The organism is Micromonospora sp. NPDC000207, assembly GCF_040300925.1.
GTDB lineage: Bacteria > Actinomycetota > Actinomycetes > Mycobacteriales > Micromonosporaceae > Micromonospora.
Genome location: NZ_JBEPEQ010000005.1, coordinates 1 through 23,620, shown reverse-complemented (window position 1 = coordinate 23,620; position 23,620 = coordinate 1). Strand labels below are relative to the sequence as shown.

The 23,620-nt window shown below is 70.7% G+C and carries 22 protein-coding genes and 1 pseudogene; 2 read left to right on the top strand and 21 right to left on the bottom strand.

Annotated features, from left to right (window positions below; all coding sequences use genetic code 11):
- Nucleotides 1-34: 34 nt before the first annotated feature.
- From ABT336_RS02895 to glyA, 13 genes are all read right to left on the bottom strand, one after another.
- A complete protein-coding gene (locus tag ABT336_RS02895; protein ID WP_350894777.1) occupies nucleotides 35-490 on the bottom strand; it encodes a DUF2550 domain-containing protein in 456 nt (151 codons plus the stop codon).
- A gap of 12 nt (nucleotides 491-502) precedes the next feature.
- Nucleotides 503-790 (bottom strand): F0F1 ATP synthase subunit epsilon, encoded by a 288-nt coding sequence (locus ABT336_RS02890; protein WP_350894776.1) that lies wholly within the window; start codon nucleotides 788-790, stop codon nucleotides 503-505.
- A gap of 92 nt (nucleotides 791-882) precedes the next feature.
- Nucleotides 883-2,022 (bottom strand): LCP family protein, encoded by a 1,140-nt coding sequence (locus ABT336_RS02885; protein WP_350894775.1) that lies wholly within the window; start codon nucleotides 2,020-2,022, stop codon nucleotides 883-885.
- A 237-nt stretch (nucleotides 2,023-2,259) separates the two neighbouring features.
- Nucleotides 2,260-3,714, bottom strand: coding sequence for a F0F1 ATP synthase subunit beta (gene atpD / locus ABT336_RS02880; RefSeq protein WP_350894774.1), 1,455 nt, complete (start codon nucleotides 3,712-3,714; stop codon nucleotides 2,260-2,262).
- Nucleotides 3,714-4,655 carry a F0F1 ATP synthase subunit gamma gene (locus ABT336_RS02875; RefSeq protein ID WP_350894773.1) on the bottom strand — a complete coding sequence of 314 codons (942 nt, stop codon included), beginning with the start codon at nucleotides 4,653-4,655 and terminating at the stop codon, nucleotides 3,714-3,716. Before ABT336_RS02875 ends, atpD begins: the two co-directional genes overlap by 1 nt.
- 9 nt (nucleotides 4,656-4,664) lie before the next feature.
- A complete protein-coding gene (gene atpA / locus ABT336_RS02870; protein ID WP_350894772.1) occupies nucleotides 4,665-6,311 on the bottom strand; it encodes a F0F1 ATP synthase subunit alpha in 1,647 nt (548 codons plus the stop codon).
- Nucleotides 6,312-6,404: 93 nt separating this feature from the next.
- Nucleotides 6,405-7,226 (bottom strand): F0F1 ATP synthase subunit delta, encoded by an 822-nt coding sequence (locus ABT336_RS02865; RefSeq protein WP_350894771.1) that lies wholly within the window; start codon nucleotides 7,224-7,226, stop codon nucleotides 6,405-6,407.
- Nucleotides 7,226-7,750, bottom strand: coding sequence for a F0F1 ATP synthase subunit B (locus ABT336_RS02860; protein WP_350894770.1), 525 nt, complete (start codon nucleotides 7,748-7,750; stop codon nucleotides 7,226-7,228). The genes ABT336_RS02865 and ABT336_RS02860 overlap by 1 nt, the downstream gene beginning before the upstream one ends.
- A 29-nt stretch (nucleotides 7,751-7,779) precedes the next feature.
- Nucleotides 7,780-8,004 carry an ATP synthase F0 subunit C gene (gene atpE, locus ABT336_RS02855; RefSeq protein WP_350894769.1) on the bottom strand — a complete coding sequence of 75 codons (225 nt, stop codon included), beginning with the start codon at nucleotides 8,002-8,004 and terminating at the stop codon, nucleotides 7,780-7,782.
- 91 nt (nucleotides 8,005-8,095) lie between these two features.
- Complete coding sequence (gene atpB / locus ABT336_RS02850) at nucleotides 8,096-8,917, bottom strand: F0F1 ATP synthase subunit A (protein WP_350894768.1); 822 nt, start codon at nucleotides 8,915-8,917, stop codon at nucleotides 8,096-8,098.
- Nucleotide 8,918: 1 nt separating this feature from the next.
- Nucleotides 8,919-9,140, bottom strand: a complete 222-nt coding sequence (locus ABT336_RS02845; RefSeq protein WP_350894767.1) for a hypothetical protein — start codon at nucleotides 9,138-9,140, stop codon at nucleotides 8,919-8,921.
- Nucleotides 9,141-9,323: 183 nt separating this feature from the next.
- Nucleotides 9,324-9,854, bottom strand: a complete 531-nt coding sequence (locus tag ABT336_RS02840; protein ID WP_350894766.1) for a hypothetical protein — start codon at nucleotides 9,852-9,854, stop codon at nucleotides 9,324-9,326.
- Nucleotides 9,851-11,137 carry a serine hydroxymethyltransferase gene (gene glyA, locus ABT336_RS02835; RefSeq protein WP_350894765.1) on the bottom strand — a complete coding sequence of 429 codons (1,287 nt, stop codon included), beginning with the start codon at nucleotides 11,135-11,137 and terminating at the stop codon, nucleotides 9,851-9,853. Before glyA ends, ABT336_RS02840 begins: the two co-directional genes overlap by 4 nt.
- Nucleotides 11,138-11,172: 35 nt before the next feature.
- Between glyA and ABT336_RS02830 the strand changes: the two genes are divergently transcribed.
- Nucleotides 11,173-12,663, top strand: coding sequence for an SDR family oxidoreductase (locus ABT336_RS02830; RefSeq protein WP_350894764.1), 1,491 nt, complete (start codon nucleotides 11,173-11,175; stop codon nucleotides 12,661-12,663).
- A gap of 61 nt (nucleotides 12,664-12,724) precedes the next feature.
- Here ABT336_RS02830 and ABT336_RS02825 read toward each other — a convergent pair whose 3' ends face one another.
- The 4 genes from ABT336_RS02825 to prmC form a co-directional block, all read right to left on the bottom strand.
- Nucleotides 12,725-14,851: a transglycosylase domain-containing protein gene (locus ABT336_RS02825; protein ID WP_350894763.1), complete on the bottom strand. Its 2,127-nt coding sequence runs from the start codon at nucleotides 14,849-14,851 to the stop codon at nucleotides 12,725-12,727.
- 133 nt (nucleotides 14,852-14,984) lie between these two features.
- Entirely contained in the window at nucleotides 14,985-15,596 is a 612-nt protein-coding gene (locus ABT336_RS02820; RefSeq protein ID WP_350894762.1) for an arsenate reductase/protein-tyrosine-phosphatase family protein, read from the bottom strand.
- Nucleotides 15,596-16,243, bottom strand: a complete 648-nt coding sequence (locus ABT336_RS02815) for an L-threonylcarbamoyladenylate synthase (protein ID WP_350894832.1) — start codon at nucleotides 16,241-16,243, stop codon at nucleotides 15,596-15,598. The genes ABT336_RS02820 and ABT336_RS02815 overlap by 1 nt, the downstream gene beginning before the upstream one ends.
- A complete protein-coding gene (prmC, locus tag ABT336_RS02810) occupies nucleotides 16,243-17,196 on the bottom strand; it encodes a peptide chain release factor N(5)-glutamine methyltransferase (RefSeq protein WP_350894761.1) in 954 nt (317 codons plus the stop codon). The genes ABT336_RS02815 and prmC overlap by 1 nt, the downstream gene beginning before the upstream one ends.
- Before the next feature lie 135 nt (nucleotides 17,197-17,331).
- Here prmC and ABT336_RS02805 point away from each other — a divergent pair, with 135 nt between their 5' ends.
- On the top strand, nucleotides 17,332-18,882 hold the full coding sequence (locus tag ABT336_RS02805; RefSeq protein ID WP_350894760.1) for a GGDEF domain-containing protein: 1,551 nt from the start codon (nucleotides 17,332-17,334) through the stop codon (nucleotides 18,880-18,882).
- Between the two features lie 16 nt (nucleotides 18,883-18,898).
- On the opposite strand, the gene prfA is transcribed toward ABT336_RS02805, so the two are convergent.
- From prfA to ABT336_RS02785, 4 genes and pseudogenes are all read right to left on the bottom strand, one after another.
- Nucleotides 18,899-19,987 carry a peptide chain release factor 1 gene (gene prfA / locus ABT336_RS02800; RefSeq protein WP_350894759.1) on the bottom strand — a complete coding sequence of 363 codons (1,089 nt, stop codon included), beginning with the start codon at nucleotides 19,985-19,987 and terminating at the stop codon, nucleotides 18,899-18,901.
- 184 nt (nucleotides 19,988-20,171) lie between these two features.
- Entirely contained in the window at nucleotides 20,172-20,414 is a 243-nt protein-coding gene (rpmE, locus tag ABT336_RS02795) for a 50S ribosomal protein L31 (protein ID WP_350894758.1), read from the bottom strand.
- 381 nt (nucleotides 20,415-20,795) lie between these two features.
- Nucleotides 20,796-22,973 carry a transcription termination factor Rho gene (gene rho / locus ABT336_RS02790; RefSeq protein ID WP_350894757.1) on the bottom strand — a complete coding sequence of 726 codons (2,178 nt, stop codon included), beginning with the start codon at nucleotides 22,971-22,973 and terminating at the stop codon, nucleotides 20,796-20,798.
- Nucleotides 22,974-23,264: 291 nt separating this feature from the next.
- A pseudogene (locus ABT336_RS02785) lies at nucleotides 23,265-23,620 on the bottom strand (homoserine kinase); the annotation flags it as partial.

Genomic DNA, 23,620 nt, shown 5'->3' with positions numbered 1-23,620 from the left:
CGGGAGCGGACCAGCTGACCGGGGAGGTCAGGTCTCAGGCGGCCGGCCAGTTCTCGGAGGCGAAACGGGACGAGACCGGCCCCGGAGGGACGGCCTCGAGCCATGAGGAGAATCCGGCCACCGTGGAACTCGCCATCGCGATCTCCACCGGGGCATGTCGACTGGCACATCGCAGGATCACCCAGTCGGACGGCATGGAGAGTCGTTCCTGACCCTCCGGAAGCCGTCGGCGCTCCACCGAGAAATCCTTACGGGAGAGGACCCGTTTGGGGCGGAGGGCGAAACTGAACATCCGGTACCACCGGAGTTCGTCACCGACGAACCGGGCGAAGCCGGGTGACCAGCCCCGCCCGTTGAGCATCGTGGAGGTCCGGACGCTGAGCCGGATGATCCCCCCGCTCCGGGTGACCACCGCACGCCGGAGGAAGAGGATCAGAACCGCGCCGACCAGCACGGCGACGCCGATGCCGATGCCCTCCACGATCTCCATCGGCGGTCCGGCTCAGTGACTCTGCTCGGTGACGGAGACCCGGGTGGCGCTCTCCGCCAGCACGGTCACCCCGCCCTCGTTCACCGAGAGGAAACCGCCGGCCACCTCGTACGCGACCTGCTCGCCGCCGGGAAGCTTGATCCGTACCCGACCCGGCTCGGCGAGCTGGCCGAGCAGCGGGGCGTGCCCCGGCAGGACGCCGAGTTCCCCCTCGGTCGTCCGAGCCATCACCATGTCGGCCTCGCCGGACCAGACCTTCTCCTCGACGGCTACAAGCTCGACGTGAAGCTGCTTTGCCACGCTGTCTCCTTGCTGCGGCGGCGGGGATTGCGAAAAGTCTAGTCCCGCCGGCTGCGTCCCTGGTACGCGGGTGGTGAACACCACCCGTGTCGCTACTTGTCCTTGTTTCGGAAGTCCGGATGTTCCAACAGGAACGCGTCGACCGTCCCGTTCTGCACCGACCGGAAGAAGTCCTGGGCCTCCGGCACCAGTCGCTCACCCTGGTACGCGCTGCCGGTCCCGATGTTCTCTCCGGGCAGTTTCACCATGTTGATCGAGTCCGGCCGGATGTCCTTGAGGGCGAAGGCGAAGTCGGCGATGGTGTTTCCCCGCCCGTTGAAGATCAGTGACTCACCGGCCGCACGGAGCACCCGGTCGAGCTTGATCGGGTTGGTCACCACGTCCGCGCTCAACGCCTGGTTCGCCATCGCCTTGACGAACTGCTGCTGGTGCCGCTGACGGCCGTAGTCGCCGTCCGGGACACCGTTCTTCGGGTACCGCTGCCGGACGTAGTCGAGCGCCTGCCAACCACTGAGGTGCTGCTCGCCCTTGGGGTAGACCGCCTGCGGCCCGATGTAACCCGGCCCGTTCGGGTTGCCCTTGCGGTGCTTGCCGTTGGGTTCGCGGTGCTCGGAACGGACCTCCCGCTCGATGTTCATCGTGACACCGCCCATCGCGTCCACGATCTTGCGGAACCCGGTGAAGTTGATGATCGCGCCGCCGTCGAACCGGTTGATCCCGGTGATCTGCTGGACTGTGGTCGCGAGGAGTTCGAAGCCGCGCGCCGGGTCGGGATTCTCCCCGGGCACGACGCTGCCGTGCGACATGGCACCGTTGAGGCGACCCCGTCCACCGTTCCAGTTGGCCTTCTCGAAGGGCGGGATCTCCACGTAGAGGTCACGGGGCATCGAGAACAGGTACGCCCGGTCCATCTCGGCCGGTACGTGCAGGACCATGATCGAGTCGGCCAACGGAGGGGTCGTGTCGTCGCGCGGGTCGATGCCGACCAGCAGGATGTTCACCGGCCCCTTGATGTCGCTCTTGCGGGCGGCACCCGCCGCCTGGTCACCGAAGAGGTCGCCCTTGCCGACGGCACCCTCGTACCGGGACATCAACGCCTCGGCACCGACGAGCGTCGTGCCGCTGAACATCATCAGGACGATGCCGAAGATGGTGCAGACCTGCGCCCACCGCGGCACACCCGTCCAGATGGAACGCTTACCACCGCGCTTGCCGCCCTTACCCACGAGCATCTCCTTCGTCACGCCGTCGGAGAGGGACGGACGTACGCAGTCGGTTCGTTGCACGGATCAACGCCCGTACGGCCACGGGCGCTGCGGGTCGACGGTACCTCGCGTTTCGGGGGAGCGTCGCGTCGAGGAGCCGGACCCGGGGATCATAGGCCACCCAGATGAACGTGGACCGCCCCGGTGTTTCCGGGACGGTCCTCGTCCATGGGCCTTCGATCCACCTACTCGGCGAGCCGGTGGTCAGCTCTTCATCAGCTCCGCGGCCTTGGCCTCAAGGTCTTCCAGGCCACCGCACATGAAGAAGGCCTGCTCGGGGAAGTGGTCGTACTCCCCCTCGCTGATCTTCTTGAAGGACTCGATGGTCTCGGCGATCGGGACCGTCGAACCCGGCTGGCCGGTGAACTGCTCCGCCGCGTAGGTGTTCTGCGACAGGAAGCGCTCGATCCGCCGCGCGCGCTGCACGACGATCTTGTCTTCCTCGGAGAGCTCCTCGATACCGAGGATGGCGATGATGTCCTGCAGGTCCTTGTACTTCTGCAGGATCCGCTTCACGTCGGTCGCCACCGCGAAGTGCTCCTCGCCGACGAACTCCGGGGCGAGGATCCGGGAGGAGGACGCCAGGGGGTCCACCGCCGGGTAGATGCCCTTGTCGGAGATCGACCGCTCCAGGTTGGTGGTCGCGTCCAGGTGGGCGAAGGTGGTCGCCGGGGCCGGGTCGGTGTAGTCGTCGGCCGGCACGTAGATCGCCTGGAGGGAGGTGATGGCCTGGCCCCGGACGGAGGTGATCCGCTCCTGGAGCTCGCCCATCTCGTCCGCCAGGGTCGGCTGGTAGCCCACAGCGCTAGGCATCCGGCCGAGCAGGGTGGAGACCTCGGAACCGGCCTGGGTGAAGCGGAAGATGTTGTCGATGAAGAGCAGCACCTCCTGCTTCTTCACGTCCCGGAAGTACTCCGCCATGGTCAGGGCGGAGAGGGCGACCCGGAGCCGGGTGCCCGGCGGCTCGTCCATCTGGCCGAAGACCAGGGCGGTCTTGTCGATGACGCCGGACTCGGTCATCTCGGCGATGAGGTCGTTGCCCTCACGGGTCCGCTCCCCCACCCCGGCGAAGACCGAGGTACCACCGAAGTTCCGGGCCACTCGGGTGATCATCTCCTGGATGAGCACCGTCTTGCCCACACCCGCGCCGCCGAACAGGCCGATCTTGCCGCCCTTGACGTACGGGGCGAGCAGGTCGATGACCTTGATGCCGGTCTCCAGCATCTCGGTCTTCGGCTCCAGGTCCGCGAAGGCCGGGGCCTTGCGGTGGATACCCCAGTGGTCGTCCGGGCTCAGGGTCTCGCCCTCGGTGAGGTTGAGGCACTCCCCGATCGCGTTGAACACGTGTCCCTTGACGGTGTCACCCACCGGCACGCTGATCGGCTTGCCGGTGTCCCGGACCACGGCCCCACGGACCAGGCCGTCGGTCGGCTGCATCGAGATGGCGCGGACCAGGTTGTCGCCCAGGTGCTGGGCGACCTCCAGGGTCAGCGTCTTCTCGCCGCCGGCGAGGGTCACGTCCACCTGCAGGGCGTTGAAGAGCTCCGGCATGGCCTCGCGCGGGAACTCGGCGTCGACGACCGGGCCGATGACCCGGACCACCCGACCGGTGGCCGTCTTGGTCTCAGCTGGTCCACCAGCAACTGCGGAAACAGTCATCACACTTCACTTCCCGACGCGGCCAGCGCGTTCGCGCCGCCGACGATCTCACTGATCTCCTGGGTGATCCCGGCCTGGCGGGCCGAGTTCATCTCACGCGTGTACTTCTCGATCATCTCTCCGGCGTTGTCGGTGGCGCTCTTCATCGCCCGCCGCCGAGCTGCCGACTCACTCGCCGCCGACTCCAGCAACGCCGCGTAGATCCGCGTGTTGATGTACTTCGGCAGCAGGGCGTCGAGCAGCTCTTCCGCGTCCGGCTCGAAGTCGTAGTCCGGCGGCAACTGCTCCGCCTTCGCCTCGGACCGGGGCCGCTCCTCGACCTGCATCGGGCCGAGGATCCGGGTGACCGGGTTCTGGGTCATCAGGGAGTGGAACTCGGTGTAGACGATGTGCAACTCGTCCACCCCGTGCACCCCGTCCGGCCCGGCCCCGTCCACCACGTCGTCCGCGCCGGCGGTGAACGCCTTGATCAGCGTCTCTCCCACCTCCCGGGCGTTGGCGAAGGTCGGCTGCTCGGAGAAGCCGGTCCAGTTCGCCTCGATCGGCCGGTCCCGGAACCGGAAGAACCCGACTCCCTTACGCCCGATCACATAGAGCACCGGCTCCTTGCCCTCGGCCTTGAGCCGGGCGAGCAGCGACTCGGCCGTCTTGATCGCGTTCGAGCTGTACCCACCCGCCAGACCCCGGTCGGAGGTGACCAACAGGACGCCGACCCGCCGAACCTGCGGGCGGGCGGTGAGCAGGGGGTGGTCGAGCTGCGCGTTGGACGCCAGCGCGGAGAGCACGCCGGTGATGGCCCGGGAGTACGGCAGGGACGCCGCCACGCGGGCCTGGGCCTTGGCGATGCGGCTCGTCGCCACGAGCTCCATCGCCTTGGTGATCTTCTTCATCCCCTTCGCCGAACGGATCCGTTGGCGAAGAACGCGTACCTGCGCGGCCATCTCCCGGCCCTACTTCTTCTGCGCCGGGGCGCCACTGCTGTAGCGGGTGACCGTCTCGCGGTCCTGCTCACCCTCCAGCGGCTCGGCCGGTGCCTCGTTGACCCGACGCTCGTCCTCCTTGCCGAGGAAGAGCTGCTTGAACTCGGCGATCGCGGTGTCCAGCGAGGAGATGACGTCGTCGCCCCACTTGTTGTCGGCGATGGTCGCCAGCACACCCTCGTGCTTGTGCCGCAGGTACTGGAGGAACTCCGACTCGAAGCGCCGGATCTCGCCGACCGGGATGTCGTCGAGCTTGCCCTCGGTGCCGGCCCAGACCGAGACCACCTGCTCCTGCACCGGGTACGGCGAGTAGTTCGGCTGCTTGAGCAGCTCGACCAGTCGGGCACCGCGCTCCAGCTGCGCCCGGGACGCCTTGTCCAGGTCCGAGGCGAAGGCGGCGAACGCCTCCAGCTCCCGGTACTGGGCCAGGTTCAGCCGCAGCGAACCGGCGACCTTCTTCATCGGCTTGACCTGCGCCGCACCACCGACCCGGGAGACCGAGGTACCGACGTTGATCGCCGGACGGACGCCCTGGTTGAACAGGTCGGTCTCCAGGAAGATCTGACCGTCGGTGATCGAGATGACGTTGGTCGGGATGAAGGCCGAGATGTCGTTGGCCTTCGTCTCGATGATCGGCAGGCCGGTCATCGAACCGCCACCCAGCTCGTCGGAGAGCTTCGCGCAGCGCTCCAGCAGCCGCGAGTGCAGGTAGAAGACGTCACCCGGGTACGCCTCACGGCCCGGCGGACGACGCAGGAGCAGCGAGACCGCCCGGTACGCCTCGGCCTGCTTGCTCAGGTCGTCGAAGACGATCAGGACGTGCTTGCCGCCGTACATCCAGTGCTGCCCGATGGAGGAGCCGGTGTACGGGGCGAGGTACTTGAAGCCGGCCGGGTCAGAGGCCGGGGAGGCGACGATGGTGGTGTACTCCATCGCGCCCGCCTCCTCCAGGATGCCCTTGATCGAGGCGATCGTGGAGGCCTTCTGGCCGATGGCGACGTAGATGCAGCGGACCTGCTTCTTCGGGTCGCCGGAGGCCCAGTTGTCCCGCTGGTTGAGGATGGTGTCGAGCGCGACAGTGGTCTTACCGGTCTTACGGTCACCGATGATCAGCTGCCGCTGGCCCCGACCGACCGGGGTCATCGCGTCGATGGCCTTGATGCCGCTCTGCAGCGGCTCCTCGACCGACTTACGGGACATCACGTTCGGAGCCTGGAGCTCCAGCTCGCGGTAGCCCTCGTTGGCGATCTCACCGAGACCGTCGATCGGCGCGCCGAGCGCGTCGACCACGCGGCCCAGGAAGCCGTCGCCGACCGGCACCGACAGGACCCGGCCGGTGCGCTTGACCCGCTGCCCCTCCTCGATGCCGGAGTAGTCGCCGAGGACGACGACACCGATCTCCCGGACGTCGAGGTTCAACGCCAGGCCGAGGGTGCCGTCCTCGAACTCGAGGAGCTCGTTGGTCATCGTCGAGGGCAGCCCCTCGACGTGGGCGATGCCGTCACCGGTGTCGGTGACGGTGCCGACCTCTTCACGGGAGACGTCGGGCGAGTAGGAGGAGACGTAGCGCTCGAGGGCGCCACGGATCTCCTCCGTCGAGATGGTCAGCTCGGCCATCCTCTGCTTCCTTAAGTATCAGGGGCCCGGGATACCTAGTACCGACCGGTCCGAATGGCGTCTGTCGTTCAGGGCGCTGTGCGGCTGAGCCGGTCAGCGCTTCGCGAGCGCGTTGCGGGTCTGGCTGAGGCGACGCAGGACGGTGCCGTCGTAGAGGTCGGGGCCGACCTGAACGCTGACCCCGCCGAGTACGGCGGGATCGACGTTCTGCTTGACGTCGACCTGCCGACCGTATATCCGCGCCAGCTGGTCGCCCAGTCGGCGTTCCTCGTCGTCACCCAGAGGTGCGGCCACGGTGACGTACGCCACCTGCCGGTCCTGCCGGTCGGCGGCGAGCTCGACCAGCCGGGTGAGCGCCCCATGCAGGGACCGCCCACCGAAACCGGCGAGTGCCACCTCGACCAGGGCGACGGTAGCCGGACGTGCCTTGCCGGCCAGCAGGTCCCGCACCAGCCCGGCGCGCTGGGCTACCGGCGCGATCGGGTCGGTCAGCAGGTTGGACAGCTGCGGCTCGGCGTCGACCAGCTGGCCGAAGCGGAACAGCTCGTCCTCGACCTCACCGAGGTCACCGTTGGACTCGGCGCCGGCCAGCAGCGCGTCCACACCGAGCCGCTCGGCACCGTCGAGCAGTTCCGACGACGTCGACCAGCGGCCGGCGACGAGCGAGCCGACCAGGTCGAGAGTGGCGGCTCCGACCTTGCCGCCGAGCATTCCGGCGACCAGGGCGGCCCGGTCCGTCCCGGGACGGGCCGGGTCGGACAGCGCCCGGCGCAGCCGGGGCTCCCGACGGAGCAGACCAGCCACGGCGAGCAGCTCGTCGGCGGTGGCGGCGATCGCCGAGGGCTGTGCGCCCCGGACGTACGTCTCCAGTCGCTCGACGGCGGCCCGGTAGGACTCCCGGCTGGCGGCCTGCATCAGCGGGCCCCCGCGCTCTCGAGACCGGTCAGGAACCGCTCGACAGTGCCCTTGCGACGGGCCTCGTCGGCGAGGGACTCACCGACGATCTTGCTGGCCAGATCGACAGCGAGCCCGCCGACCTCGGCACGCAGTTCGCGCACCAGGGTCTCACGCTCCACCGCGAGCGCCTCGCGGCCTGCGGCGATGACCCGGTCGGACTCCTCGCGGGCCTTGCCGAGGATCTCGGTGCGGATCGCCTCGGCGTCGGCCCGGGCGTTGTCCCGGATCTTCGCCGCCTCGGTCCGTACCTCGGCGAGCTGGGTGCGGTACTGCTCCAGCAGTTGGTTCGCCTCGGCCTGAGCCGCCTCGGCGCGCTTGATGCCACCCTCGATCGCGTCGACCCGCGCCTGGTACATGTCCTCCATACGTGGGAGGACGAACTTCATCAGGACGAAGCAGAGCAGGGCGAAGGCGATCGACCCGATGACGATCTCTTGCCAGATCGGCACGAGTGGGTGGTGGCCCTCGGCGGCGAGAAACATGTCGGACCTCCGGGTCTAAGAGCGGACGGTCAGTTGACGGCGAAGGCGAGCACCAGGCCGAACAGGGCGAGCGCCTCGACCAGGGCGAAGCCCAGGACCAGCCAGGTCCGGTTGTAACCGGCCGACTCCGGCTGACGGGCGCTGGAGTTGATGTACGCCACGAAGATCAGGGCAACACCGATCGCCGGACCGACGGCGGCGAGGCCGTATCCGATGGTGTTGACGTTACCGTTGATAGCGGCGAGAACGTCCATTGCGGGTATTCCTCCTGTTTGGCGCGTGAGCTTTCACGCGTCGCGGTCGGTACCAGAAGCTTGGTCGGCCGGGCGGCCCACCGAGCGGGGATCAGTGCTCGTCGGCCAGCGACGACCCGATGTAGTTGGCGCTCAGCGTCACGAAGACGTACGCCTGCAGAAGGGAGACCAGGACCTCGAAGAAGGCCATCACGATCGCCATCAGGAAGGCGAACACGGAGGTCGCCTGGATGAGGATGTTGTCCGAGGCCAGCAGCACGAAGCCACCGACGGTGAAGACCAGCAGGATCAGGTGACCGGCGAACATGTTCGCGAACAGTCGGACCGCGAGGGTGACCGGCCGGTTGATGAACGTCTGCAGGAACTCGATCGGGATCAACAGGACGTGCATCGGCCACGGCACGCCCGGGATGATCAGGCTCTGCTTGATGTAGCGGCCGAATCCGTGCTTCCGGACACCGATGTAGATGTACATGAAGAACGTGATCGCCGCGAGCACGATCGGGAACGCGATGTGCGAGTTCGGCGAAATCTGCAACAGGGGGGTGACCCCGAACAGGTTCGTCACCGCGATGAAGCAGAACAGAACCGTGAAGTAGGGGGCGAAGCGGATGCCGTCCTTGCCCATCTGCTCCCGGGCGATGTTGTCCCGGACCAGGCCGTAGACCGACTCGGCCATCCACTGACCCTTTGTCGGAACCAGCTTCGGGTTCCGGTAGGTCACCATGAAGAAGATGATGATCAGGGCGACGGCCAACCAGACCATCAAGCCGAACTTGGTCACCCAGGGACCGGCCAGCTCCGGCGGGTAGAAGTCCCCGACGCTGGGGGGCCATGGTAGGCCCTCGGCTGCGACCAGCTCTCTACTCACCGTGTCTTCCTCCGCACTCGACAGACCCGCACGTGCCGGCACTTCAAGCACTGAGCCTCTTCATGATCAGGTAGATCGCTCCGGCTGCGCCGAGGATCATGCCGGCGGCGACCCCGAGACCGTTCGGCAGACCGAGGAAGCGCTCCGCCAACCACCCGAGGAACCCCCACGCCAGAATTCCGGCGAGCAGGTAGCCAACGACGGCACCGGCCGCACCTTCCGACGAGTGCTCATCGGATTTTCCAGAGTGAAGGTCATCGCCCATGACGTGGCGAAGAATATCAGCAGGGGCGCGCTGGAGTGTGCGGCACCCCCCACACTGCAAAAGCGTGCGGGCGTACGGCAGGCGCGTCAACCGCGGCCAAGACTACTCCTGTACCGCGCGACAGGGCATCCCGACCGGCCGGACAGAAATCCGACATCACACCGGCATCACCGAGATCTTCTGCTACGACCCCGACCTCGGCCCTCCACCCGGTCCCCCGCTGTCGCCCGCCGCCGGCTGGGTGTACGGCAGCGGGGTGCGAAGAGCCCAGGTCAGATGGGCTCCGGTCCAGACGATCACAGCCGCGATGATGGCCACTCCCATGTCCGTCAGCCCGGCCCATCCGGTGGCGGCGACCGCCGACATCGCCACACCGAGGATCACGATCTTGATGCCGTACGTCACCAGACCGAAGGGCATGATCAGCTTCGGGTTCACCGCGTCGGCCCAGGCGACCGAGAGCCCGGAGATCAGGTAGCTGGCGACCACCAGGCCGATCCCGGCGGCCACCCCGGCCGCGCTCGTCGGCCCGCGCAGCAGTGCCGCCCCGGGCACCGCCAGCACCGCCAGCACCGCGCAGGCGACCAGTGTGAACCGCAGGAACGGCAGTCGGGCCCGGATCGCCCCCGGCTGCCCGGCCGGCGGCGCGTCCGACGGGAAGCGGACCGCCGGCGGTTCGGGCGTGGACGGGCGACCCGCCTCCGGCGCGCTCATCGGGGGTACGCCGGGAACTCGGCGACCAGCTCGGACACCTCGGCCGCGATCCGCGTCGCAGTGTCCGCTCCGCCGGGATCGGCCGGGTCGGTGCGGACCGCCTCCCCGATCAACGCCGCAATCCGCCGCATCTCGCCCTCCCGCATGCCCTGGGTGGTGACGCTGGGGGAACCCACCCGGATGCCGGAGGCGACAGTCGGCTTCTCCGGGTCGTACGGGACGGCGTTCTTGTTCAGGGTGATGCCGGCGGCGTCGCACCGGGCCTCGGCCTCGGCACCCGTCACGCCCAGCCCCCGCAGGTCGATCAGGGCCAGGTGGGTGTCGGTGCCCCCGGAGACGGGGCGCATCCCCTCCGCTGCCAGTCCGGCGGCGAGGGCCTGGGCGTTGCTCACCACCTGGGCGGCGTACGCCCGGAACTCCGGCTGGGCGGCCTCGCGCAGGGCGACCGCCTTGGCCGCGACGGCGTGCATCAGCGGGCCGCCCTGGGTGAACGGGAAGACCGCCTTGTCGATCCGTTGGGCCAACGACTCCCGGCAGAGGATCATCCCGCCCCGGGGACCCCGCAACACCTTGTGCGTGGTGGCGCAGACGACGTCGGCGTACGGCACCGGGGAGGGGATCGCCCCGCCGGCCACCAGGCCGATGAAGTGCGCGGCGTCCACCACCAGGTACGCCGAGACCTCGTCGGCGATCTCCCGGAACCGACGGAAGTCGATCAGCCTCGGGTACGCCGTCGCCCCACAGATGATCATCTTCGGCCGGTGCAGTCGGGCCAGGTCCCGTACCTCGTCGTAGTCGATCAGCTCGGTGTCCGGCCGGACCGGGTAGCCGACCGAGTCGAACCACCGGCCGGAGAAGTTGACCCGGCTGCCGTGGGTCAGGTGCCCACCGTGCGGCAGCTCCATCGCCAGCACCGTGTCACCGGGCTGCACCAGGGCGGCGTACGTGGCCAGGTTGGCGCTCGCCCCCGAGTGCGGCTGGAGGTTCGCGTGCTCGGCCCCGAAGAGGTCCCTGGCCCGGTCGATGCCGATCTGCTCGGCCCTGTCGACCTCGGCGCAGCCGCCGTAGTAGCGCCGCCCGGGATATCCCTCGGCGTACTTGTTGGTCAGCGTCGACCCGAGCACGGCGAGGACCGCCGGTGAGGTCAGGTTCTCACTGGCGATCAGTTGCAGACCGCCGCGAAGCCGGTCCAGCTCCCCCAGGACCACCTGCGCGATCTCCGGGTCGACGGCGCTGAGCTCTGCGAAGTCCGGCCCCCAGAAGGTGGGCGTTGCGATGTCCACAGCGCCCGAGTCTATGGGGCCGCACACTGGAGACCGTGAGATGTCTGGTCACCGGGGCGACGGGGTACATCGGCGGACGGCTGGCGCCCCGGTTGTTGGCCGACGGGCACACGGTCCGCTGCCTGGCCCGCAGGGCCGGTCGACTGCGGGACGTGCCCTGGGCTGCCGGGGCCGAGATCGTCGAGGGGGACCTCCGCCGTCCGGAGACCCTCCCGGCGGCCTTCGACGGGGTGGAGGTCGCCTACTACCTGGTGCACTCGCTCGGCCAGGACCGGTTCGAGGCCGCCGACCGCGAGGCCGCGACGAACTTCGCCGCCGCGGCGCACGCGGCGGGCGTGCGCCGGATCGTCTACCTGGGCGGGCCGGAGCCGGTGGGCACGACGACCTCGCCCCACCTGCGGTCCCGGTCCGAGGTGGGGCGGATCCTGCTCGCCGGTGAGGTGCCCACGGTGGTGCTCCGGGCCGCGGTGATCATCGGTTCCGGGTCTGCGTCGTTCGAGATGCTCCGCTACCTGACCGAACGGCTCCCGGTCATGGTGACCCCGCGCTGGGTACGCAACCGGATCCAGCCCATCGCGGTCCGCGACGTGTTGCGCTACCTCTGTGCCGCCGCGACCCTTCCGCCGCAGGTCGACCGGGCGTTCGACATCGGCGGACCGGACGTGCTGACCTTCCGCGAGATGATGCAGCGGTACGCGCGCGCCGCCGGGCTGCGTCGACGGATCATCGTGCCGGTCCGTCCCCTCACCCCCGGGCTCTCCTCGCACTGGGTGGGCCTGATCACGCCGGTGCCGAGCGGCATCGCCCGTCCCCTGGTGGAGAGCCTGGTCCACGAGGCGGTCGCCCACGAACACGACATCGCCCGGCACATCCCCGACCCCGAGGGCGGGTTGACCGGCTTCGACGAGGCGGTACGGCTGGCCCTGGCCCGGATCCGGGACGCCGACGTGGAGACCCGATGGTCGACGGCGAGCGGGCCGGACGTGGCGGCCGAGCCGCTGCCGAGCGACCCGGACTGGTCCGGCGGCTCGGTCTACACCGACGTACGCGAACGATCGGTCGCCGCACCCCCGGCGGCCCTGTGGCGGGTGATCGAGGGGGTCGGTGGGGAGCACGGCTGGTACTCCTTCCCGCTGGCCTGGTCGGTGCGGGGATGGCTGGACCGCCTGGTCGGCGGGGTGGGACTGCGGCGGGGTCGGCGGGACCCGCACCGGCTCCAGATCGGCGAGGCGCTCGACTTCTGGCGGGTCGAGGAGATCGTCCCCGGTCGGCTGCTGCGGCTGCGCGCCGAGATGCGGCTGCCCGGTCGGGCGTGGCTGGAGATGCGCGTCGAACCCGACGAGACCACCGGGCACAGCCGGTACGTCCAGCGGGCCGTCTTCCTTCCCCGGGGACTGGCAGGTCACGCGTACTGGGCGGGGGTGGCCCCGTTCCACGCTGTGGTCTTCGGCGGAATGGCCCGCAACATCGCCCGGGGCGCCGAAGGGCAGGCCGCCGACGGCGTCGACCGGGCCGTCGGAGGCTAGACCGCCCGCGCTCCCGGAGCGCCGCGAGGACAGACCCTCGACGGCTCCGGGGGCGGTGGCCTCAGTTTCCGGCGCGGGGGCCGGTGACCTGGTTCGCGGTCACCGCGCCGGGTGGGACGAAGTCGCGTACCGGCTCGTGACGCAGCGAGGTGGTGAGGACCTGTCCCACCAGGTCGACGAGGCGACTCTGCACCGCCAGCCCCACCGGGTCCCCGGGGTCGTCCGGGTTGGCCGCCATCGTGGCCACCGCCACCTGCGGGGTGAAGGCGACCACAGTCTCGGTGCCGTACCCCTCGGAGCTGCCGGTCTTGCCGGCCACCGGACGGCCCAGCTTCGCCCGCAGGGCTGTCGCGGTGCCGCCGGTGCAGGCGGCGTACATCGACTGGTCCCCCACCGGGCAGCGGGCCGCGTCGACGGCGGCGCGGGCCACCTCGGTGTCGAGCACCTGCTTGCAGGCGGGGCCGCCGGCGGCCACCGGGCGGCCGGTACCGTCGGTGACCGACAGCACCGGTGTCGGCTTGCAGTACATCCCCTCGGCGGCCACCGTGGCGTACGCCCCCGCCAGGTCGAGCGGGGTGGTGGCGGCCACGCCCAGGGTGAACGGACCCCACTCCCGGGCACCGTACCGGGCCAGTCGGGCGTCCTCCTCGGCCCGCAGGACGATGCCGAGGCGCTCGGCCATCGCCACCACCCGGTCGGCCCCGACCTGCCCGGCCAGCCAGGCGAAGTACGTGTTGACGGAGAGACCGAAGGCGTCCCACATGGTCCGTGGGCCGTTCTGCCCGGCCGGGTTGGCGTTGCTCGGGCACCAGAAGCCACCGCAGCTGTTGGCCCCGGTGATCTTCCACCCGGTGACCAGCTGGGTCGGGGCGTCGAAGGTGGTACGCAGCGGCAACCCCGCCTCCAACGCGGCGAGCATGGTGAACAGCTTGAAGGTCGACCCGGCCTGGTAGCCGACGATGTCCCCGCCGCCGGCCACGAGCTGGTTGACCGTGTGCGGGCGGTTACGCAGTCCCGCCGGGTTCTCCGCGACGCCGTAGCGCCGGTTCACCGCCAGGGCGAGCACCCGCCCGGTCCCCGGCTCCACCACCGCCGTCGGGGCGGTGTGCGGGTGGTCGACGCCGTACACCCGCAGCACCTCGGTCTGGGTGGCGGCCTGGACCGTCGGGTCGAGGGTGGTGACGATCCGGAACCCGCCCTGTCGCAGGGTGCGCTGCCGCTCCTGCGGGGTGGCCCCGAACTCCGGTTGGGTGCTCCACCAGCGGGTGAACCAGTCGCAGAAGAAGCCCCAGTCGTTGCGCTGCGCCGACACCGCCGTGCAGTCGTTCGGCACCTCGCTCGGGTTCAGCCGCAGCGGCTCGATCCGCGCCCGGTCGGCGTCGACGGCCGTCACCTGCCCGGCGGCCACCAACTGGTCCAGCACGTACGACCGGCGGGACAGTGCCGCCTCCGCGTCGCCGTGGATCGGCTCGTCGGTGTCGGGCGACTGGAGCAGCCCGGCCAACAGGGCGGACTCGGCGAGGGTGAGGTGCCGGGGGGACTTGGAGAAGAAGCGCTGACTGGCCGCCCCGACCCCGTACGCCCCGGCACCGAAGTACGCGATGTTCAGGTATCCGGCGAGGATCTCGTCCTTGCTCAGTTCCCGTTCCACGGCGAGGGCGTACCGCATCTCCTGGAGCTTGCGGCCGGTGCTGATCTCGGTGGCCGCCTGCCGCTGCTCCTCGGTCAGACGCGGGTCGCTGCGCAGCACGTTGCGCACGTACTGCATGGTCAGCGTGGAGGCGCCCTGTCGGGGGCCGTCGCCGCGCTGGTTGGCGGTGAAGGCCCGCAGGACGGCCCGCGCGTCGACTCCCCGGTGCTGGTAGAACCGCAGGTCCTCGGCGGCCACCACGGCATGCCGGAGCATCGGTGCCACCTCGGCGAGGCGTACGTCGGTGCGGTTCTCGGTGTAGAACGACGTGATCAGGGTGACCCCGTCGTTGGCGTACAGGTTGGACCGCTGGGCTGTCGGCGGGGTCCGCAACGACTGGGGCAGCTGCGCGTACGCCCCGATGGTGGACTGCACCCCGATGCCGAGGACCAGGGCGGCCGGAAGGGCGGCCACCGCCAGCGCCAGCCCGGCCAGCAGGCCGGCGAGCAGCGCCGTCACCACCTTGTCGAGTCGGGTTCGGGCCCGGGTCCGGATCATCAGCTTCCCCCGCAGGAGCCAGTGGCTGGGACCCGCTCAGCATGGCCGTCCCGGAGGCGCGACAGCCCGGGAATCACCCATCAACCTGGAGAAAGCTCGTAAAAAGGACGCTTTCGAGGGACCTGGGAACAGCTCAGGAAAGCAGGGCTGCGGCGAGCGGGCGCACCGTCTCCTCGATCTCGTCGGCGACCCTGTCGAAACACTGGTCACCCCGCCCCCACGGGTCGTCCAGGTCGTCGGTGCGCAGCGCCGAGGCGCCGTCGCGGGCGGCGTGCACCGCCTCGACCAGGGCCACCCCCCTGGCGTACACCGCGTCCGGGGTCGCCCCGGTCGGTGGCAGGGCGGCGGTGTCCAGCGCCCCCAGGAGCCGACCGAACTCACCGAGCACGAAGGTGCGGGACGCGGCGTCGGGACGCAGCGCCACCACGTACTCCTGCTGGTCGGAGGTGGCGGTCAGGACCAGGTCGGCGGCCTCGATCTGGTCGGAGCGCAGTTTCCGGGCCGCGAACCCGTCGACGCTGCCGCCCCGCGCGACGACCTGCCGGGCGGCCGGAGGGTTCATCTCCTCCCCCGCGTGCCACCCACCGGTGCCGGCGCTGTGGCTGTGCACCAGCTCGTCGGCGCGCACCGGGTCGACCTCGGCGGTGACCAACCGCTCCTGCACGGCCCGCGCCAGCATCCGCTCGGCCATCGGAGAACGACAGATGTTGCCCATGCAGACGTGCAGGACGGTGAACGGGGGCACTACCCCACCTGACTCTCGACGATGTCCGGGACCACGTCGCGCAGTCGCTCCAGGCTGACCGCTCCGGCCCGCAGCAGCTGCGGAACGTCGCCGGTGAGATCGACGATCGAGCTGGGCACCGGGTCCGGGCACGGCCCGGCCTCCAGGTACGTGCGGACGGAGTAGCTGAGCTGATCGCGCGCCTGCTCGGCGGTGACCGCCGCGGGCTCGCCCGTCCGGTTGGCCGAGGAGACCGCCATCGGGCCGGTCTCCCGAAGCACCTCCAGGGCCACCGGGTGCAGCGGCATCCGGACCGCAACGGTGCCGGTCTTGTCGCCGAGGTCCCACCGCAGACTCGGCGAGTGCTCGATGACGATGGTCAGGGGACCCGGCCAGAACGCCTCGACCAGGTCACGAGCCGCCTGCGGCAGCGTGTAGACCAGCCCGTCGAGGGTGTGTCGGGAGCCGATCAGCACCGGCGGCGGCATCTGCCGGCCCCGCCCCTTGGCGTCCAGCAGGGCCTTCACCGCGTACGGCGTGAAGGCGTCGGCCCCGATCCCGTAGACGGTGTCCGTAGGGAGGACGACCAGTTCGCCGTTCTTGATCGCCTCGATGGCCGCGGCGATGCCGCGGTCGCGGTCGGCGGGCGACCGGCAGTCGTAGAGCATCACGAGGAGAAAGTCTGCCACGTCAGATCGGCTGCGGCGTCCCTGGCGTCCGACCGGCGGGACGCTGTCGCGTACCGAGGGCGTCCGGCCAGGTCCGGATGCCCGGCGACGGCGGTGAACCGACGGTCGGCGGCGAACAGCTCCGGGACCGCGAGCCCGTGTGTGTCGTCGTGTTCCACGCCCACCACCCCGCCCGGCCGCAGCAGGCGCGCGGCCACCGCGACCAGCGGCCGGATCACCTCCAGGCCGTCGGCCCCGGCGAAGACCGCCTGGTCCGGGTCGTGCCCGGCGACCTCCGGGGGCACGCCCACCGACCGGGGCACGTACGGCGGGTTGCAGAGCAGGACGTCGACGGTGCCGACGAGGTCGGCGAGCAGATCGGGTTCGGTGAGCAGGTGGGGGTCGGTGACGTCGGCGGCGACCACAGTCACCGGCCGGTCCCCGGCGGCGGCCCGCTCGGCGGTGTTACGACGCAGCCAGGCGAGGGCCGCAGGCGACCGCTCGACCGCCACCACCCGGGCCGACGGCACCTCGTGGGCCACCGCGAGGGCGATCGCCCCGGAGCCGCTGCACAGGTCCACCACCAGGGGTCCGCCCGCCTCGCCGGTGACGTCGCCCCCTGGCCGGGCCGGGGTGTCGCCCGTCGCCGCTCGCGCCCGGTCGACCCCCCATCCGGCGAGCAGCTCGGTCTCCGGTCGGGGGACGAACACCCCGGGACCGACAGCCAGCTCCAGGTGCCGGAACGGCGCCCGCCCGGTGAGATGCTGCAACGGCTCACGGGCCGTCCGACGGTCGACCAGCTCCCCCAGCCGGGCGAGTTGGTCGGGGCCGAGCGGATCGGCAAGCGCCAGCCGCCCCCGGGGCACTCCGAGCACGTGGGCGACGAGGAGTTCCGCCTCGACTCGGGCCGGTTCGACGCCGGCCGAGGCGAGTCGCCGAGCCGCCGCGGCCACCGCGACCGAGGGTCGTTGTGGTTCCGTACCCCCACGGGGGTGTCCTTGAGCGGCTGTCACGGGATAATCATGATGGGTCCGGAGCGTCCTCGGCGAATCGCGGACGCATGGCACACACCGACGAGAGGGGTGCGGGTGGGCTGGCTCGACCGGGTCACCGACCAGGTTGATGCCCTGAGGCAAGCCCGGTCTTTGCAGGAAGCAAGTTGCTCCGCCGAGGCGTACGCCATCCTGGACCGGGTGATCCGCACCACCAGTGACCCGTACGCGCGGGCCGACGCCCTGGTGCAGCGCCTGTCGGCACTGATCAATCTCGGTCGTACCGCAGAGTTCACCAGGGCCATCGAAGAGGCCTCCGGCACCGTTCGTGACCTGCCCGAACCCTATCTGCACGGGCACCTGGACGCGCTGGCCGCCGTCGCCGCGCAGCACCAGGGAGCGTTGGACCGGTGCGTCGTCCACCTGGTCCGGGCCGCCCGGTCGCTCGGGGCGGTGGAGAGCCCGGACCGGGACGCCGCATGGGGCTGGCACGACCTCGCCATGGCCTACTCGTACCTCGGCTTCCACGGCTACGCCCTCGGTGCCATCGAACGGGCCCGACAGCTCGCCGGGACCGTCGGGATCCCGGAGGCCACCTTCGCCGCGCCGGGGATCCGGCTGCGCAACGCGGTGGCGCTGGACCACAACGGCGACAGCGACGGCTGCCTGCGGGTGCTCCGGGACATCGCCGTCGACCTGCACCGGTACCGGCGCGACGGCCACGCGGCCGAACTGCGCCCGAGCAGCCTCGCCGCGTACGGGTACGCCGCCGCCCGCCGGGCCTGCCTCGGCGACCCCGCCGAGACCGGTGGGGACAACGACCCGGCCCGGTTGCTCGGCCACGGCGGGGACAGCGCCCGCGCCCGGGACATGCGCCAACTCGGGCAGGTCTGCCTGGCCGTCGTGGCCGACCGACCGGCCGAGGCGGTGACCCGACTGGACCAGGCCCGGGTCTCCCAGGAGACCCTCGGCGCCGCCGAGTCGGCCCGACTGCGCAGCATCGCCCTCGCCCGAGCCGGCGACCACGCGGCGGCACACCAGAGCGACAGGTTGGCGTTCCGCCTCGCCGCCCAGCGCAACGACCGGCTCCGCGACGTCTACATCGACGGCGTCGCCGCCCGGATCGACCACGAGGAGATGCGCCGGGAGGCCGCCCGCTACGAGAGCGAGGCGCTCACCGACCCGCTGACCGGGCTGCCCAACCGACGTCGGCTCGAACGCTACATCGCCGCGACCGTCGACCGGGGCGAGCAGGTCGTGATCGGGGTCTGCGACCTCGACGGGTTCAACGCCGTGAACACCCGGCACGGCCAGCACTCCGGGGACCTGGTGCTCCAGCGGGTGGCCGGGGTGATCAACCGGGTGATGCGCCGGGGCGACTTCGTCGCCCGCTACGGCGGGGACGAGTTCGTGGTGGTGCTCCCCGGGGCGAGCATGACCCAGGCGGTGGAGGTGGGCAACCGGATCCGGGCTGCGGTCCGCGCCGAGGACTGGGAGTCCCTCGTCCCCGGCACCCCGGTCGGCGTCAGCGTCGGATTCGCCCAGGTCAGCGGGGCGGGACCGGCGGTACGCCACGCCCTGCACGCCGCCTTCTCCGAGGCGGGCCGGGCCATCCTGCGGACCCGCTCCCAGCCCCGTACCGACTGACCCTGCGGCGACTGTGTCAGCGGCGGCCGAGGTCGGGATCGCCGGCCAGACGGGCCGCCCGGTCGGCCTCGGCGAGGGCGTCGAGCACCCCGTCCAGCTCGCCCCCGAGGGTCAGATCGAGGTTGTACGCCGTGTAACCGATACGGTGGTCGGTGATCCGGTTCTGCGGGAAGTTGTAGGTGCGGATCCGCTCCGAACGGTCCACCGTACGGACCTGCGCCTTGCGGGCGTCGGAGGCGGCGGCGTCGGCCTCGGACTGCGCGGCGGCCAGCAGCCGGGCCCGCAGGATCCGCATCGCCTGCTCCCGGTTCTGGAGCTGGGACTTCTCGTTCTGGCAGGACACCACGATGCCGGTGGGTACGTGGGTGATCCGTACCGCCGAGTCGGTGGTGTTCACCGACTGCCCCCCGGGGCCGGACGACCGGAACACGTCGATCCGCAGTTCGTTGGGGTCGATCGTGACGTCGACGTCCTCCGCCTCGGGCAGCACCAGCACCCCGGCGGCGCTGGTGTGGATCCGGCCCTGCGACTCGGTGACCGGGACGCGCTGCACCCGGTGCACCCCGCCCTCCCACTTCAGCCGGGACCAGACCCCGTTGCCGCCCTCGGGCACCCCCTTGGTCTTGATCGCCAACGAGACGTCCTTGACCCCGCCGAGGTCGGAGTCCTGTGCGTCGATCACCTCGGTGACCCAGCCCCGCCGCTCGGCGTAGCGGGTGTACATCCGCAGCAGGTCACCGGCGAACAGGGCCGACTCCTCACCGCCCTCGCCGGCCTTGATCTCGACGATGACGTCCTTGGCGTCGTGCGGGTCACGCGGGATGAGCAGCTCCGCGAGGCGTTCCTCCAGCACCGGCAGGGTCGCCGCGATGGACTCGACCTCGGTGGCGAACGAGGGGTCCTCGACTGCCAGCTCCCGGGCGGCGGCCAGGTCGGCGCGGGCCTGTTCCAGCTCACCGGCCGCCTTGTGCACCGGCACCAGCTCGGCGTAGCGGCGGCCGACCCGACGGGCGGCGTTCTGGTCGCCGTGCAGCGCCGGATCGGCCAGCTGCTTCTCCAGTGCGGCGCACTCGTCGAGGAGGGCGGCGAGGCGCTCGCTGCTCATGCGGTAATGCTCCTTCGACCACGATGGGGGTGGACCGGGCAGGATCTGACCGGCGGAACGGACCGGGTGACCGGCCGGTCCCGCTACGGGCGGGGTGCCGGTGTGACTACGACAGTGAGCACCGGCGACCATGCAAGCAGCGCCCGCGCCCGGGAGACCGGACGCGGGCGCCGACTACGCGTGGTTACTTGCCCTTGTTCTCCTGGTTGCCCTTGCCGGGCTGGACCTTGGCGTACTTCTGCTGGAACTTCGCGACCCGGCCGGCGGTGTCGAGGACGCGCTGCTTGCCGGTGTAGAACGGGTGGCAGGCGCTGCAGGTCTCGACGTGGATGGAGCCGCCCTTGGCGGTGCTACGAGTGGTGAAGGAGCTGCCGCAGGAGCAGGTCACCTCGGTGGTCACGTACTCCGGGTGGATGTTCGACTTCATGTCGCCTCGGTCCTTTCCTTGGTGGTCGCCGGGTCGCCCTGGTGTCGACGGACGTCGTGACGGGCGTGAACCGGTACCAGTGGCCGATTGACCAGTTTGCCATGCCCGGGAAGCGACCCGACAACCGGGCCGCACCCTGTGCTGCCTCTGACAACCCGCAGTCCCCGGTCCCGCATTCCCATCCCGGCCGGGGCCACACACCCCCGCCGCCAGGCGCTCGGTAGGCGGCGACGGAGACGACCCGGACAGGGCGAATGACCGTTTTGCCCCGGGCAGGGGTGTCGATCCGCCCGACGCCCCGGTCGGTGGGGTGCCGGTCGGTGGGGTGGTACGCGAACAGGGGCACCGCCGACGGCCGTGCCCCTGTTCGTACGTGCTGCGTTACTCGCCCGGTGTCGACTTCGCGATCTGCATCAGGAACTCGATGTTGGTCCGGGTCTGCTTGAGCTTGTCCAGCAGCAGATCCAGCGACGCCTGCGAGTCCAACGAGTGCAGGACCTTGCGGAGCTTGTGAATGATCGCCAGCTCCTCCGGCGCGAGCAGGATCTCCTCCTTACGCGTACCGGAGGTGTGGATGTCGATGGCCGGGAAGGTCCGCTTGTCGGCGATCTTCCGGTCCAGCTTCAGCTCCGCGTTACCGGTGCCCTTGAACTCCTCGAAGATGACCGTGTCCATCACCGAACCGGTCTCCACCAGGGCGGTGGCGAGGATGGTGAGGGAGCCACCGTTCTCGATGTTGCGGGCCGCGCCGAGGAAGCGCTTCGGCGGGTAGAGCGCCGTGGAGTCGATACCACCGGACATGATCCGGCCGCTGGCCGGTGCCGCCAGGTTGTACGACCGCCCCAGCCGGGTCACCGAGTCCAGCAGCACGACAACGTCGTGCCCCAGCTCCACCAGGCGCTTGGCGCGCTCGATGGCCAACTCGGCGACAGTGGTGTGGTCCTGCGGGGGACGGTCGAACGTGGCCGCGACGACCTCGCCCTTGACCGACCGCTGCATGTCGGTGACCTCTTCGGGCCGCTCGTCGATCAGCACCACCATGAGGTGGCACTCCGGGTTGTTGTGCGTGATCGCGTTGGCGATCGCCTGGAGCACCATGGTCTTACCGGCCTTGGGCGGGGACATGATCAGCGCCCGCTGGCCCTTGCCGATCGGGGTGACCAGGTCGATCACCCGGGTGGTGAGGATGTGCGGCTCGGTCTCCAGCCGCAGCCGCTCCTGCGGGTACAGCGGGGTCAGCTTGTAGAACTCGGGACGGTGCCGGGCCTCGTCGGGCTCCATGCCGTTGACCGTGTCCAGCCGGACCAGCGGGTTGTACTTGTCGCGCCGCTGCTCTCCCTCGCGGGCCGCGCGTACCGCACCGGTGATCGCGTCACCTCGGCGCAGGCCGTACTTCTTGATCTGGGACATCGAGACGTAGACGTCGTTCGGGCCGGCCAGGTAGCCGGTGGTCCGGACGAACGCGTAGTTGTCAAGCACGTCGATGATCCCGGCCACCGGGACGAGCACGTCGTCCTCGTTGACCTGCGGCTCGCGGCCACCGGTCTCCGCACCGTCGGCACGGTCGCCCCGACCCCGACGGCGGTCCCGGAACCGGCTGCGTCGGCCCCGACGGCCGCTGCCGTCGCCGTCGTCGTCACCGTCGTTGTCCCGCTCGGCCCGCTGTCCCCGGTCGTTGCGGTCGCGGTCGTTGCGGTCACCCCGGTCGTTACGGTCCCGGTCGCTGCGGTCGTTACGGTCCCGGTCGCCGCGCTCGGCCCGCTCGTTGCGGTCCGACCGGTCACCCCGGTCGCTGCGGTCCCGGTCGCTGCGGTCGTTACGGTCCCGGTCGCCGCGCTCAGCCCGCTCGTTGCGGTCCGACCGGTCACTGCGGTCCCGGTCGTTACGCTCCGCCCGCTCGTTGCGGTCGGACCGGTCACCCCGGTCGGTCCGCTCGGAACGTTCGGCCCGCTCGGTGCGGTCGGACCGGTCACCCCGGTCGGAACGCTCGGCCCGGTCGGTCCGCTCGGAACGTTCGGAACGGTCGGAACGCTCGACGCGGTCGGTCCGCTCGGTCCGGTCGCGGCTCTCGCCACGCTCGTTCGCCGGGGCGGTCGGCTCGTCGGTCGGCCGGGTCTCGGCCCGCGCCTCCTCGGGACGCGCCTCCGCGGCGGCCCGTGCCTCGGCAGCGGCAGCGGCCCGGCTCCGCCGGGTCCGGGGGCGACTCTCGGTCGCGGCCGGCGCCGGCTCCGCCGGTGCGGCCTCGGCGGCACCGCGGTCGGCGTCCGGGCGGGGAGCGCTCTCCCGCGCCGCCTCCTCGCGAGCACCTGCGGCCCCCGCTTCGGCCCGTGGTCGAGGGGTGCCGGCGGCGGCACCCTGCCGCTCGGAGATGGCGCTGATCAGCTCGCCCTTACGCATGCGAGCCGTGCCGGAAATGCCGAGCGACGCGGCGAGGCTCTGCAACTCCGGCAGCAGCATCGCGGACAGGCCGGTACCGCTGCGCCGGCGGCGGGTGGGGGCGGCGGCGGCTTCGCCAGCGACGTTGGAAACATCCGACGTCACGTCGGTGGTGTCGCTCAATGGATTCCTTCCCTCGATAGGCCGGACTGCCCGGAGTCGTAACCAGGTGGCCGGGCGGCCTCGGTGCACCCGCCTCGCATGACGCGTCGCGGGAGTCTGTGACACAGCAGCCGGACGGTTTCCCCGGTCACCGGCGTCGGTGGTCGGGTCTCGCCGTCTGCGACGACCTGTGGAAACTGCGGTGCGGCGTGGCCTTTGGCAGGGGTGACGGGCTGACCGCCGAGAGCTTCGGGGGTGCGCCGACCCGCAGGAGATCGCGTGCTTCGCGGCTGTGCTAGGCCTAGAGCGTAATCAACTCTTCCGACCTGCGGCAACAGGGTCCCGCTCGGCGTGTCCCAGTCTACCCCGGTGGACCCGGGCTCCGCTGACGTCTATCGGCAACCGCCAGATCTGGCAATCCATTCCCGGGTCGAAGCCCTCGCCCGGATCGACGAAGGCCAGTACGGTCGGGCCCGCCCCACTGACCACGGCCGGAACACCGGCTTCCCGCAACGCTGTCACCAGGGCATACGTCTCCGGCATGCCTGCGGCACGGTAGTGCTGGTGCAGCCGGTCGACGGTGGCCGGGAGCAGCAGGGTCGCGTCTGCGGTCAGCGCGTGCACCAGCAGAGCGGCCCGGCCCGCGCTCAACGCGGCGTCCGCGTGCG